This window comes from Pseudoalteromonas sp. UBA6610 (genome assembly GCF_002433295.1).
GTDB classification, from domain to species: Bacteria; Pseudomonadota; Gammaproteobacteria; order Enterobacterales; family Alteromonadaceae; genus Pseudoalteromonas; species Pseudoalteromonas atlantica.
In genome coordinates, this window is sequence record NZ_DJHW01000097.1 from 21,674 (window position 1) to 36,109 (window position 14,436).

Sequence of the window (14,436 nt, forward strand, 5' to 3'; positions counted from 1 at the left end):
GTATTTAAGACGAAATTCAGCGCACTAAGTTAATCTCTCTCACATTTAGATTAGCTAGTACACGTTATCAGGAAAATAGAATGCGTAGACTCCCACCAGTATTACTAGAAGACGGTTGTCCTAGAGAACTTTTATCGTTAATTAGAACCATTTTAGCAGCATGTAAAGAAATTTCGTTTCGTGTTGGCCAAGGTGCGCTTTCTGGCGTATTAGGCTCAACGCTTGATGAAAACATTCAAGGTGAAACCCAAAAAAAGCTCGATGTATTATCTAATCAGCTTTTAAAAGATATTTTACTGGAGTCTGGGTCAGTTAAAGCCATCGCCTCAGAAGAAGAAGATTACACTGTAGCTGGCAACCAAGACGCTAAATACATTGTGGCGTTTGACCCGCTTGATGGCTCATCAAATACCGATATTAACTCGCTAGTGGGTACTATATTTTCAATTATGGAAGCCCCTGAAGGCTCAGATGCCGCCGATCAAAGTATATTTATGCAGCCAGGCCACAAACAAGTTGCTGCAGGTTACGTGCTTTACGGCCCATCGACTATGCTTGCACTTACTACAGGTAAAGGCACACGCATGTTTACGCTAGATAAAACCCAAGGTAGCTTTTTACTAACACAAGACTTTGCCACTATCCCTGCTGATACAAACGAATTTGCTATTAATGCGTCAAACCAGCGTCATTGGCAGGGCGCAATGCAAAACTATATTAATGACTTACTCGCTGGCGATACCGGCCCACGTGCTAAAAACTTTAACATGCGCTGGATTGCCGCTATGGTTGGCGATGTGCACCGTGTACTTAGCCGTGGTGGTTTATTTACCTACCCAACCGACACCAAAGATGCAAATAAACCTAATAAGCTACGTTTACTGTACGAAGCCAACCCCATGGCTATGCTAGTTGAGCAAGCAGGTGGTATCGCCTCTACGGGTACTGAGCGTATTATGGATATTCAACCCGATGCAATCCACCAGCGTGTGGCGGTAATATTAGGCTCTAAAAACGAAGTAGAAACGTGCTTGGGATACCATAAGTAAACAAGTTGCTATTGCCGACACAGTAAGCTGTAAAAATAATGACCTTGTGGGTTTTACCAGCAAGGTTTTTTTATGCCTAAATTATATCTGTTGATTTAATAAAATATTTTAGGGGCTGTTTAATATTGATAAGTGCTAAAAACAAAAAACCCAGCATAAGCTGGGTTTTTACAATTCTGAAAGAAAACTAAATTACTTGATTTTAGCTTCTTTGAAAATCACATGTTTACGAGCCTTAGGATCGAACTTTTTGATTTCCATCTTTTCAGGCATGTTACGCTTGTTTTTGTCGGTAGTGTAGAAAAAACCAGTACCAGCAGTTGAAACTAAACGGATTTTATCGCGCATGATTCAGTTCCTTAAACTTTTTCGCCGCGAGCACGGATATCTGTAAGTACCGCGTCGATGCCTTTTTTATCGATAATACGCATACCTTTAGTAGTAGTGCGTAGTGTTACAAAACGTTTTTCACTTTCAACCCAAAAACGGTGTGTTTGTAGGTTAGGTAGGAAACGACGTCTAGTCGCGTTTCTCGCGTGTGAACGGTGATTACCAACCGTTGGACGCTTACCTGTAACTTGACATACTTTAGACATGTCTATATATCTCCAATAACTTCGCTCGAGCTTAATTTAACCTAAGGCCATGTATTTGTGCCCTAGATAAATCGAAGGGCGCTCTTTATACAGCTTTTACAGGCAAAGATCAAATACTGATCTATCCAACCAGCTCATATGTAAATTTGATAGCGGCTAATTATAAAGATCGAATGCCCTTAGGGAAAGTAAAAACTGCATTTAAATTAAACTAATTTGCTAAAACCGTCCAAACCGCTCATTTTTAACACACTTATTCATCAAGCAACCTTAAATCAAGCCTCGCTGTGCAAAAGAAACACACGTTTCTCCTCCTACAATGATGTGATCAAGCACATTTATGTCTACTAATTGCAGTGCTTGTTGTAATTTATTAGTGATAAGTTTATCTGCTTGGCTTGGTTCAGCAATCCCGCTTGGGTGATTGTGTGCCAAAATAATGGCCGCAGCATTATTTTTTAAGGCCGCTTTTAGGACTTCTCTGGGGTAAACGCTGGCTGAGTTTATCGTGCCATAAAACAAAATTTCGTCTTTTACTAAACGGTTTTGGCTATCGAGATAAAGCACCATAAACACTTCTTGCTGTAGCCCACGCATTTGCAGCGTTAAATATTCATACACCGCATTTGGCGAATTAAACACCGCATCGCGCTGGCAACGCTCCTGCATGTAACGCTGACTCAGTTCAAGCACCGCTTGCAATTGCACATATTTTGCCATTCCTAACCCTTTTTGTGCGCAAAACTCATCTTGGCTGGCGTTAAATAAATTATGCAATGTTTTGTTTTCGTTAAGCAGGTGCTGTGCAAGCTCAATCACATTCATACCGGGTAAGCCCGTACGCAAAAATATCGCTAATAACTCAGCATCGGTCAATGCTTTAGGGCCTTTTGCAATGAGTTTTTCGCGTGGGCGAAGTGAGTTAGGTAACGATGTTAATTGCATTATTCATCCTTGATGATTAAAAAACAGTCTTATAACTGTAATGCAATTTTTAAAATTAGCCTGATTATTTAATCCTAAAAACTTAGCTCAAAGCACAAAGATTTGTTATTTTAGCCTGCATATACACTCAAGCAAAAAACACTCATGACTAACTTAACAAACAAAAAAATCGTACTTGGCATCACCGGCGGCATCGCAGCCTATAAATGTGCCGAGCTCGTTAGGCGCTTAAAAGAGGCAGGTTGCGAAGTAAAAGTAGTTATGAGCGAGTCAGCTAAACATTTTATAACCCCATTAACCATGCAAGCGGTGAGTGGTGAAATGGTGTCTGATTCATTACTTGACCCCTCAGCAGAGGCTGCAATGGGCCACATAGAATTTGCCAAATGGGCTGATTTAATTTTGGTCGCGCCTGCAACGAGTAATACCATTGCCAAAATGGCCGCAGGTATAGCCGATGATTTACTTACCACACTATTACTGGCAACCCCTGCTAAAGTGGCAATAGCCCCAGCAATGAACCAGCAAATGTATGCACACCCTGCAACACAAGCAAATTTAACCACTTTAAAAGCACGTGACGTACTTATTTGGGGCCCAGGCAAAGGTGAGCAAGCCTGTGGCGATGTAGGTGCTGGGCGCATGCTAGAGCCCCATGAGCTTGTGGCTTTGTGCACTGCCACAGAGCAGCCGCAATTATTAGCAGGTAAAACCATTACAATTACGGCAGGGCCAACCCGCGAGCCGCTTGACCCTGTACGTTTTATCTCTAATCACAGCTCAGGAAAAATGGGCTTTGCCCTGGCTGAGGCCGCTTTAAAGCTTGGCGCTCATGTCAATTTAATTTCAGGGCCTGTCACTATCAAAGCCCCTGTTGGCGTTAATTTAATAAACATTGAAAGCGCTGAGCAGCTATTAAATGAGTCATTAACCTATGCCCCACTCTCTGATGCTTTTATTGGCTGTGCAGCCGTAGCCGATTATAGAGCGGCTAATGTAGCAACTCAAAAAATGAAAAAACAAGGCGATGAGCTTACCCTCACCCTTGTTAAAAACCCCGATGTTATAGCCGCCGTGGCAAACTTAACGCAAAACCGCCCTTACACTGTGGGTTTTGCTGCTGAAACGCAAAATGTAGAGAGCTATGCAAAGGGTAAACTTAAAAATAAAAATCTCGATATGATCTGCGCTAACGATGTATCGCAAAGTGGTTTAGGGTTTAATTCCGATCACAATGCTTTAACACTTTACTGGCAAAATGAGCAGTTAGCACTTGCGGTAAATAGTAAAACACGCATTGCTCTTGAGGTAATTAAACAACTTGCTAAGCAACTATAAAGTGCTGGAAACAAACTGAATAAAACATTAACATAAGCCACTCATTTGAACAAAAAATGATTAGCAGCTAAAAATAACAAATAAAAAAGGAAGGTTCATGCCTGCGACAAAAAGAAGTAATCGCAAAGAGCAAATACTGCAAGCCCTCGCGCAAATGTTAGAAACCAGCCCAGGACAACGGATTACAACTGCAAAGCTTGCTGCTGAAGTGGGCGTGTCTGAAGCTGCGCTTTACCGTCACTTTCCAAGTAAAGCACGTATGTTTGAAGGCCTAATAGAGTTTATCGAAGACACGCTTTTATCGCGCATTAACCTTATTTTAGAAAACGAAAAAGAAAGCCAAACACGCGTTTATAATATTTTGCTGTTGCTACTAACGTTTGCAGAAAAAAACCCAGGTATTACACGCATACTTACCGGCGACGCCCTACAAGGCGAGCAAGAGCGTTTACGCGAACGTGTACAAGGGCTATTCGAAAAGCTAGAAACGCAATTTAAACAAGTACTGCGCGAGCGAAAACTTCGTGAAGGTAAAACCTTTCAAAGTGACGAACTAACCCTTGCTAACTTTTTACTAGCCTATGTTGAAGGTAAAATGAACCAGTTTGTGCGCAGCGACTTTAAAGTAAAACCAAGTTCGCAATTTGAAAAACAATGGCCAGAACTACAAAAAATTTGGTTATAACCTTACTTTATTATTTTACCGTTAGCGCTAGTTTTTCGCGCTAACGTTAACCCTTTCGTCCCTTTTCTTATACCGCTTATCTGATCCGCTCGAAATATAAACCAAACTCGCTACAATACTTATTACATTAAAAGTACTGTGAAAAACGAGAATCAATAATGAAAACAACGCTCACCCTTTTAAGCTCAGCACTGCTTGCAAGCTTAGCGAGCCCGGCTGCTTGGGCTCAAAAGCCGTTAGAATTTAAAGACGTATTCGATTTTAAGTACGCAAAAAACACCCAACTTTCAGATGATGGTAAAATCCTCAGCTTTAGCGCTAAACCCTACCGTGGCAATGCAAGTGGGCAAGTTTATGACTTAACAACAAACACCCTTATTAGCACCGTGGAGCGCGGCACCAAGCCCGTTATTAACAAAGCGGCTAATTGGGTGGCATTTACACAAGTACCCACCCTGCTTGAGCAAGAGACCAGCGAGAAAAAGTCATCACTTAAAAACAACCTCATTTTAGTCAATACCCAAACCGGCGAAAAACAGCAATTTGCCGACGTAAAAGACTATGTTTTAGGTAACAATGGCCAGTGGCTTGCTTATCGAGTTGATAAAAAAGCAGAAAAAGACACACCCACTGAAGATAACAGCGAAGAAAAAAGCGCTATCACACCAGATAAAAAAGATAAAAGCTTTGAGCTAGTAATAATAAACTTAAAAAACAGCACCACCCACAGCTTAAATAATGTATTTAGTTATGCGCTAAGCCCAAGTGGCGCACAGCTACTTGCCAGCCAAAGCTTTAGTGATGGCAACAACAATCAGCTTGTACTGCTTGAACTTAATAATAACTTTGCGCAAAGCGTATTAATTGATGAGCCAGGCGTGGTTGCACAATCAATTAGTTGGCACCCTGATAAAGAAATAGCCGCATTTAACCTCGGTAACTACGTAAACGATGATGAGCGTCGCAGGCAATACTCTCTAAAGCTTTGGCAAAATAACACCCTTAGCACCATCGACTCCCCTAATAAAGAGTGGGTAATAGGTAAAACAGCATCGATTAGCTGGTCTGAAAATGGCGAGCGCTTATATTTTGAAAACCACCCAAAGCTGGCCGCTAAAATAAAAGCAAAAGAGTACACCGACGAAGCATCACTGTATGACTTTGACACGATTCGTGAACATAAAGCGCTAAACGTGTGGCACAACAACGATGCCCAAATAAAACCACGAGAAGAGCAACAGTGGAACAAGGTTAATAAAAATCGCCATTACAGCGCTGTTTTTCATTTAAAAAGCCAAAAAGCAGTACAACTAAGCAATGAAAAAGTCAGCGATTTAGCGCTTAACACTAATCGTAGCCAAAGTGTATTAGGCTATTCTAACCAAGCCCACCTAGAAAAAATTATGTACGGTGGCTTTTTTGCCGACTACTACAGCATAAACATCAATACCGGTGAGCAAACTCCCATTATTAAAAACTCACCGTTTACACCAAGCCTTGCGCCTAATGGGCGCTACGCTGCATACTTTGCACAAAGCCAAGTACAACTTAAAGATTTAAAAACCAACAAAGTTACCGCCCTTAGCAAAGCTATTAATGCCACGTTTGCCGATGACAAACACGACTATCCATCACCGCAACCTGGCTATGGGTTTGCCGGTTGGTTAAATAACAGCAGCCAAGTATTGGTTTATAGCAAATACGATATTTGGGCGTTTGATGTCAACACTCAACGCGCTGAGCGTTTAACTAATGGTAAACCAAGCAATACGCAATATCGCGTTATTAAGCTTGATAAAAACCACGTAGGCTTTGCCCAAAACGATACATTACTTGTATCAGCCGTTAACTTACAATCAAAGCAACGTGAAGTAGCCAAGCTTGATTTAGCCTCACAAACGGTTACTAACGTATTGAGTGGCAAAAAACGTATTGATGTAGTTAAAAAGGCAAAACATGCCGATAAATACCTATTTACCGAGCAAACCTATCATCAGTTTCCTGATTACTACCAAAGCGACTTTAACTTTACAGCACCTAAAAAAGTTACCAACTTAAACCCACAAATGGCGGATTTTTCCTGGGGCGAAAAGCCAGAGCTAATTAGCTACAAAGGCTTTGATGGCGAAGACCTACAAGGGGTATTAATTAAACCAGCAGGCTACAAAAAAGGCGATAAAGTGCCCGTTGTTGTGTATTTTTACCGCTATATGAGCCAGCGCATGTATGATTTTCCTAAAATGGAGCTAAATCATCGTCCTAACTTCCCTATGTTTACCTCAAATGGTTATGCAATCTTTTTACCTGATATTCGCTTTGAAATAGGCCACCCAGGTAAATCGTCAACGCAAACCATGATCAACGCCACGCAAAAGCTTATAGACCTAGGCATTGCCGACCCTGATAAAATAGGCCTACAAGGGCATTCATGGGCAGGTTATCAAAGTGCGTTTATGATCACTCAAACAGATATGTTTAAAGCGGTTGTATCGGGCGCGCCGGTATCAAACATGACTAGCGCCTACAGCGGCATACGTTTAAAGTCGGGCCTTGCGCGTCAATTTCAGTACGAAACAGGACAAAGCCGCATAGGTAAAAATTTATTTGAAGCACCCGAGCTATACATCGAAAACTCACCAGTGTTTTTTGCCGATAAAGTAAATACCCCTATTTTAATTATGTTTGGAGACAAAGACGACGCAGTGCCTTGGCACGAAGGCGTGCAATATTACTTAGCCCTGCGCCGTGCGGGTAAAGACGCCACCTTTTTACAATACGAAGGTGAACCACATCATTTGAAAAAGTTTCCTAATCAGGTCGATTTTTCAGTGCGTATGATGCAGTACTTTGACCATTACTTAAAAGGCAAGCCAGCAGCTAAGTGGATGGCAGAAGGTGAACCGTTCGTTGAAGAGTAAAACCCATTCGCAATAACACTTAGTTAAGGAGTAGGTTTAAATACTAAAAAAGCCGATATTGTATAAATCAATATCGGCTTTTTGTTTTAAAGTTTCTATTATTAAGCTACAAACACAGCTCTCTAAATGGCAAAGTGGCTGCACCAATGGAGACCGGAAAGTTATTAATGTTTGAGACCACCAGCTTAGGCATTGGGCGTTTAGCACCGCGTCTAAATTGTGCGTAAACCTCAGTACGCGCTATTACTTTTTCGGCCAGCTCTTTAGGTATATGGCCGCCAATAATAATGGCTTCTGCATCTAATAGCGCCGAGCAACAAGTTGCTACTAAATCAAACGAGTCTTGAACTTTAAATAGCCACTCTTCAACGCCTGGCCATTCTGGGTCAAAGTTATCGTGCAGATCGTAAATTGAATCAACCGCTACACCATTTTTTTTCAAAATACGCTTCAGTAACTCTAAATTGGGATGAGCGTATAACTTTGGCGGTAACATATCGCCAAGCTCGCCAGCATTACCGTAAGTACCGCGCAGTACATCGCCGTTATTTACGATTCCGCCCCCAAATGCCGCCGAGACAAACATATAAACAAAGTTTTTATACTCGCGGCCTATACCTGCAACCCCTTCGCCAGCGGCGGCGCCTGTGGCGTCATTCACCACCCACGTAGGGAGTTGAAAATGCTTAGAGACAATATCGATAATATCAACCTGCGACCACTCCTCTAGCATATGGTGGGTATTCATTTTCCCGTCCATAGAGCTAAAAAAGCCCGATATACCCACGCCCATTCCCAGTACTTTTTCGCTCGCAATGTTATGCTCTGCGCTTATATCGTCCACCAGCTTTTGCGCACTTTTAAGCACGTTATTAATACTCATGTCTGACATAAGCTGCATATGGGTGTAAATAACTTTGCCGGTAAAATCCATAACCGCTATAGAAATAGCATCAAGCAAAATAGCTAAACCAAAGGTAAAGCCGTACTCGGGGTTAAGCGCAATACCAAACCCAGGCTTACCCTTTTTATTAGGTATTAGCGTATCGGTTTGCATTATTACGCCATGCTGAGTTAACGATTTAAGTAAACGCGAGACAGTTTGCTGCGGAATTCGGGTGGCGCTCACAATATGGCTTTGTGTTACGCACTGCTCCCAAAACACCACCTTAATAATATCACGTTCAATGTCTTGAAAAAGTTTATCGCCTTTTCCAAGCTCAAATCCTGAGCGTAATAAGTTACTGTTATTTAGCGAAAACATAGCTATTAACCCTAATAAAATTGGAGCACAAGGTTACGTTAAACCACTTTAAAGAACAAGTAGGCGAGCCCGCCTACTCAATCACTATCACTCTAAAATCGTTAACGTTAGTATTGGTTGGCCCAGTAATAATTAAATCATCAATGGCTTTAAAAAACTGATGGCTATTATGGCCTTCTAACTGAGCGTGTAAGTTTTCGCCAGCATCAAGTGCGCGCGCAATCGTGCTGCTATTTATATACGCACCGGCAACATCTTTACTGCCATCTACACCATCGGTATCACACGCTATGGCATAAATACCAGCCTCGGCGTTAAGCGCCTCTGCCAATGCCATTAAGTACTCTTGATTAGGGCCACCATCGCCATAAACATCGGCTACCGTTACTGTAAGCTCACCGCCAGAGAACAACATAACGCGCTTACCTTGCGCTTTTTGCTCAAGGGCTATTTTAGCATGTGCGCGGGCAACCTCTTTTGCCTCACCTTGAATGTCGTACCCAAGTACTTGCGTATCCCAGCCTTGGTGCTGCGCTACATCAATAGCACTGTCAATCGCGTGCTGGGCATTAGCCACAATAAAGTGTTTGCCTTGGGTATCAGCCGCGCGTGGTTGCTCAGGCTTTAATAAATACGCTTCAATTTCGTTAATAACCGGCCAGTTGTACTTTTGTAAAATAGCCAGCGCATCAGCTTTAGTGCTGTTATCGCTAATTGTGGGGCCTGATGCAATATCACTTGGCTTATCCCCTACTACATCCGAAATAATCAGCGTGACATAATCCGACTTAGCCGCTTGTGCTAACTTACCGCCTTTAACAAGCGAGAGCTGTTTGCGCACAATGTTAATTTCATCAACGCTTGCACCGCTTTTAAGTAAAAACTGATTAAGCGCCTGCTTTTGCTCAAACGGTACATCATCTACCGGCAAACACATAAGCGACGAGCCGCCGCCTGATATAATAAACAAAATAGGAATATCGGCCGGGTTATTTTTTACAAGCGCCAATAACTCTTTACCTGCTGCTAAGCTGTTATCATCTGGCGTTGGGTGATTAGCACTAAGCACTTTAATGCGCCCAGTGTCGCCGGCACTTTCGTAACCATAACGTGTCACTACCGCACCAAAGCATTTATCACCATAAAAACGGTTAACCTCTGCGGCCATTTCGGCGGCGGCCTTACCGGCGCCCACCACACATAAACCATTACTGGCATCTATATTTTCCAAGTACTTACTCATACACGCACTGGGTTTACAGGCATTTACCGCCGTGGTAAATAAATCGATTAAAAATGACTTTTTAGAATCCATGGGTTAACGCTCACGAAAAAATTGATGGAATAGCAAGGCAAATTAATACCATCACAACAAACATGCTAAGCAGCATAACGATATCTTTACCGGTTAAAATTGAGTTTGAGATAGTCTCAGCGTTTTGCGCTTTAGCAACCTCGTTTACTTCGCGTGGAATCGCAATGCTTGTCGTAAGGGTAATCACCGCAGTGGCCACAAAGCCAATAAAGTTCCACCAAAACCAAAATACGTCTGGCGCAAATACCGACACCAACAAGTTAATTAACACACCACTAATTAGGCCTATATTTGCATGCAGCGCAGCACTGCGCTTACTAACTACGGCAATTAAAAATACCGCCAGTATTGGGCCATAAAATAACGAGCCTACTTTGTTAATGGCTTCAATAATAGTTGGCGCTATATCACCGGCATAAAGCGATAAAATTAACGTAATTGCACCCCAAATAAGCCCTAAGTATTTAGCCAATTTTAAGTAGGTTGGTTGGTCTAGCTCTTTATTTGAAATACGGCTGTAGTCTTCAATACTTACCGCCGAAAGCGAGTTAATAGCAGAGCTAAGTGATGACATAGCCGCAGATAAAATAGCCACCACTAATAAACCAATTAAGCCATGTGGTAAATAATCTAAAATAAAGATTGGCATCATCCAATCTGGGTTATCGGCTGGAATTTTGGCTAAAAACTCAGGATTGCTCATAGCCAGTGTGCCTACAATTAAGCCCGACACACAATATAAAATAGTAATAGGAAAACGTACTACGCCGTTGGCTAAAATCATGTAGCGTAAGTTTTTAGGATCTTTTGCACTAAGTGCACGTTGCGCTTGTGTTTGGTCACACCCATAGTAAGAGGCGTAAAGCACCACACCACCAAAAATCATAGGTAAAAAGCCAAAACCATCGCCACTAAATCCAAACGAATCAAATTTTATGGCTTCTAATCGGCTCGAATCAACATTAGCAATAAAGGTATCAACCCCACCTAAGTGATAAAGTCCAAAGCCAATACAAGCAATAGTACCTAGTACAATAATGATCATTTGAATTGCATCACCATACACTACGGCTTTCATACCGCCTTGCAGTGAATATAGCACCGTGATCACGCCGGTAAGCACAATGGCCTGCCATGCTTCTATGCCCATGGTGCCTTGGAGAATAAGCGATACCGCATAAATCATAATACCGGTGGCAAATGCGCGGCTAAACTGAAACACCACACTAATAAGCACACGGGTAGAACGACCAAAGCGCATTTCTAAGTAATCATAAATACTTACAATGCCGCTTTTATAAAGCTTAGGTAAAATAGTCGCTAAAATTAAAATCATCGCCAGCGGCACACCTAACTCATACGAGAGCCATTGCATACCACCGCCTTCACGCAAACCAACAAATGCAGGAGCCGAAATAAAGCTAATAGCCGAAAGCTGAGTGGCCATTACCGACAAAGCTAAAGGTTTCCACCCTAAGCTTTTGCCTCCTAAAAAGTAATCACTTTTATTGGTTTGTTCGCGTAGCATAAACCCCATTACCAATAAGGCACCAAGGTAAAGAGCAACTATTGAAAAATCTAATATATTCATAATTATTTCGCGTATTCACATTAAGAAAACACAGCGCCTTCTCAAAAATAAAAAACTAAACAGCTACATGCTTACTTCTAAAACAGTCCCTAAAAACAAGCCTATCGCTAACTTAGCTGAAAAATGCATCACAATGCAAAAAGCCTATTAACCCCAAAACAGGTTAATAGGCGTAAAGCATTTATTTAAAAGTCGTATTTGACTCTAAATGTAACGCGTCGTGGGAGAATTGGACGGCCTACAAAGTAAGGATTGTCTGACGTTTGGCTATTACCTAAACGCGGCGAGCCTTCGGTAACACCATCAGAGTCAAACAAATTAAATACCCCTACGCTTAAACGTACGGTTTGCTCTGGGGCGATTTGCCAGTTATAACCCGCATCAAATCTAAACAAGTGGAATGAATCAAGCTCTACAGAGTTTGCATCGTTAGCAAAGTTTTTACCTGTAAAGTTATGATACAAAGCAGCATCCCAATTATCTGCGGTGTAGCTTATAGAAGAGTTAAATAATACTTTTGGTTTACGACGTAACTCGTTACCAATAATAGAAGGGTCTGAGTCAAACTCAGTAAATTCGTGGTCAGTGTAGGTCATGTTGGCATCAATCGCCCACTCGTCGGTAATATCGTAGCGACCCGTAAGCTCCACACCCGTTGCTTTGGTTGATTGCATAACAGGCAGCTCTAATACCCCACCGTTGCCATCGTTAACAAAGTCTACGCTGCGTCTGTCTTTTAAGTCGGTTCTAAATAACGCGATACTACCGCTAAAGTCGTTATCAAAAAACTTAATACCAAGCTCGCCTTGTTCAACAATTTCGGCTTCGTAGCTGGCAGGCTCACCTAAATCATTAAACTGAATCCCTCTAATTTCTGGGAAGAAAAACCCGCGAGATGCATTCGCGTATACGTTTAAGTTATCGGTTAAGCGGTATAACGCTGCACCCGATACGGCAAATTCAGAGGTGTCTACTTCGCCGTAAGTCATTACACCACTGCCTGTGGTGTTTACCTGTAAATTAGGCGCAAGTGATGGATCATCAGAAATTTGTACAACTTGGCTGCCTTCACGGCTAATTTTGCCGTCAATTTCTTCATAACGAACACCAAAGTCGATAATCCAATCATCGCTTTCCATTTGGTCCGCTACATAAAGCGCACGGCGGGTAGCGCTAATTGTTTGGTTGGTGTAAGAAATACCTGGGCCACTAATACCATTTTGTGTGTACTGAACAACATCACCATCGGCATTGGTGTACGTTAAATCAACCAGTTCTGGGTTATTGTTAAATTCCCCCAAGTAGGTCGTAATAACGTTATCGTCATCGGCTTCACTGTGAGAGAAAAACGTACCTACGGTAATATCGTGGCTAAAATCGCCAACAAAAATACTTTTAACAATATTAAATTCGGCAGAGAAATCCTCTGCTGGGCGGTCTCTATCTAAAATACGGTTAGCAAATAATAAGTCATCGCTTGCCAGTGCCTGCCCCGATGCAGTGTAAGTAAACGCTGCATCGCTTACATCACCTAAGCCACGGTTAGCTAAAAACTCTTCTTGGCTCTCAGGTACATTAATAATACCGTCGCCATCTAAAAATAGATTAAATTCGTGTTGGTACTTTGCGTATTTACTGCGCATGTTAATAGCAAAATCGTTAGCGAGCTCTTTTTCAAACACCACTGAAATAGAGCCACCTTTAGTTACCACACCATCACTAATTGGCGATTCATAACGACCATTGGCAGTATCGTAAGAGAGGTTAGACACATTAGCAGTTTGTAATGACTCCACTTCGCGTCCATCTTTACCAGTTAAGCGTTCGCGGCTGTCGCCATCAAGCGGAATAGGCAGGTAAAACTGTGCTTGGTCATCAATGTATTGGCCATACACAGTAAATGAGCCAGAGCCGTCATCAAATTCTTTACGAATATTACCGCGCAGCTGAGTGCCTTTAGTCTCAAGCCCTGTATCTAACGGGCCTTCATCGTAACGGTAAAAGCCTGACAGCGCATAATAAAGGCCATCTTCGTTTAGCGGCCCGCTTGTAGCAAAATCTAAACGGGTACGGCCCTGATCAGAAAGCTCCATTTGCACAGTACTTTGCGGATCATCGCTGCCCGTTTTAGAAATATAGTTAATAATACCCGCTACAGAGCCTTGGCCAAATAAGTTAGACACACCGCCACGCACAAACTCTACACGCTCAATACCTAAGTCGTTTCGGTAGTACACATCAAACGCCGATGAGTTTAAGCCAAAAACACTCAAACTAGGTGAACCGTCGTACGACAGTGGCGTAAACTGAAACTGACCCGATGAAGGTAAGCCTCTTACTTGTAGGTTTGTTCCAACCTCACCACCGCCCCCTTCTACTTTAATACCAGGGATATAACGTAATACATCTGCTTGGCTACTTGATGAAAGCTTTATTAACTCATCTTCGCTAATAGAGGTTACTGACTGTGGGGTATCTGAAATAACGCGTCCTTTGCTGGTACCAGAGACGATAATACGTTCAACGTTATTTTCTTTTTTTGCTGTATCTGGCGCAGTCTCTTCTGCGGCAAACGCGCCTTGTGTGAGGCATAAAGATACAATAGAGGCGATCGTAGTTTTATTCACGGGTATTCTCCAATTGTGCTAGTTGTCTGTGTGTAATTACTCAGAGTGTGGCTAAGTAAGTGCGAAATAATCAAGTATACATGTTAGTTTTTTGTTACTTCGAACAGG

At 42.2% G+C, this 14,436-nt stretch carries 11 protein-coding genes; 4 read left to right on the forward strand and 7 right to left on the reverse strand.

Annotation, left to right across the window (positions count from 1 at the left end; translation table 11 throughout):
• Positions 1 to 80: 80 nt before the first annotated feature.
• Positions 81 to 1,049 carry a class 1 fructose-bisphosphatase gene (locus tag B4F91_RS13155; RefSeq protein ID WP_286939038.1) on the forward strand — a complete coding sequence of 323 codons (969 nt, stop codon included), beginning with the start codon at positions 81 to 83 and terminating at the stop codon, positions 1,047 to 1,049.
• Positions 1,050 to 1,241: 192 nt separating this feature from the next.
• On the opposite strand, the gene rpmG is transcribed toward B4F91_RS13155, so the two are convergent.
• The 3 genes from rpmG to radC all read right to left on the reverse strand — a co-directional run bounded on the left by rpmG (position 1,242) and on the right by radC (position 2,590).
• Positions 1,242 to 1,397, reverse strand: coding sequence for a 50S ribosomal protein L33 (gene rpmG, locus B4F91_RS13160; protein WP_004587947.1), 156 nt, complete (start codon positions 1,395 to 1,397; stop codon positions 1,242 to 1,244).
• Positions 1,398 to 1,408: 11 nt separating this feature from the next.
• Positions 1,409 to 1,645: a 50S ribosomal protein L28 gene (rpmB, locus tag B4F91_RS13165; RefSeq protein ID WP_004587946.1), complete on the reverse strand. Its 237-nt coding sequence runs from the start codon at positions 1,643 to 1,645 to the stop codon at positions 1,409 to 1,411.
• Between the two features lie 270 nt (positions 1,646 to 1,915).
• On the reverse strand, positions 1,916 to 2,590 hold the full coding sequence (gene radC / locus B4F91_RS13170) for a RadC family protein (protein ID WP_024033348.1): 675 nt from the start codon (positions 2,588 to 2,590) through the stop codon (positions 1,916 to 1,918).
• Positions 2,591 to 2,734: 144 nt separating this feature from the next.
• Between radC and coaBC the strand changes: the two genes are divergently transcribed.
• The 3 genes from coaBC to B4F91_RS13185 all read left to right on the forward strand — a co-directional run bounded on the left by coaBC (position 2,735) and on the right by B4F91_RS13185 (position 7,531).
• The gene (gene coaBC / locus B4F91_RS13175; RefSeq protein ID WP_064384813.1) at positions 2,735 to 3,928 is read left to right on the forward strand and encodes a bifunctional phosphopantothenoylcysteine decarboxylase/phosphopantothenate--cysteine ligase CoaBC; all 1,194 of its coding nucleotides are present in this window, start codon (positions 2,735 to 2,737) and stop codon (positions 3,926 to 3,928) included.
• Between the two features lie 97 nt (positions 3,929 to 4,025).
• Positions 4,026 to 4,613, forward strand: coding sequence for a nucleoid occlusion factor SlmA (slmA, locus tag B4F91_RS13180; RefSeq protein WP_004587943.1), 588 nt, complete (start codon positions 4,026 to 4,028; stop codon positions 4,611 to 4,613).
• Between the two features lie 158 nt (positions 4,614 to 4,771).
• The gene (locus B4F91_RS13185; RefSeq protein ID WP_286936421.1) at positions 4,772 to 7,531 is read left to right on the forward strand and encodes a S9 family peptidase; all 2,760 of its coding nucleotides are present in this window, start codon (positions 4,772 to 4,774) and stop codon (positions 7,529 to 7,531) included.
• A gap of 106 nt (positions 7,532 to 7,637) precedes the next feature.
• Here B4F91_RS13185 and B4F91_RS13190 read toward each other — a convergent pair whose 3' ends face one another.
• From B4F91_RS13190 to B4F91_RS13205, 4 genes are all read right to left on the reverse strand, one after another.
• Positions 7,638 to 8,795 carry an ROK family transcriptional regulator gene (locus B4F91_RS13190; RefSeq protein WP_248462229.1) on the reverse strand — a complete coding sequence of 386 codons (1,158 nt, stop codon included), beginning with the start codon at positions 8,793 to 8,795 and terminating at the stop codon, positions 7,638 to 7,640.
• Positions 8,796 to 8,868: 73 nt separating this feature from the next.
• A complete protein-coding gene (locus tag B4F91_RS13195) occupies positions 8,869 to 10,110 on the reverse strand; it encodes a glycerate kinase type-2 family protein (protein ID WP_248462228.1) in 1,242 nt (413 codons plus the stop codon).
• A gap of 10 nt (positions 10,111 to 10,120) precedes the next feature.
• A complete protein-coding gene (locus B4F91_RS13200) occupies positions 10,121 to 11,701 on the reverse strand; it encodes a sodium:solute symporter (protein ID WP_054982291.1) in 1,581 nt (526 codons plus the stop codon).
• Between the two features lie 185 nt (positions 11,702 to 11,886).
• Entirely contained in the window at positions 11,887 to 14,328 is a 2,442-nt protein-coding gene (locus tag B4F91_RS13205; RefSeq protein WP_286936417.1) for a TonB-dependent receptor, read from the reverse strand.
• Positions 14,329 to 14,436: the final 108 nt, after the last annotated feature.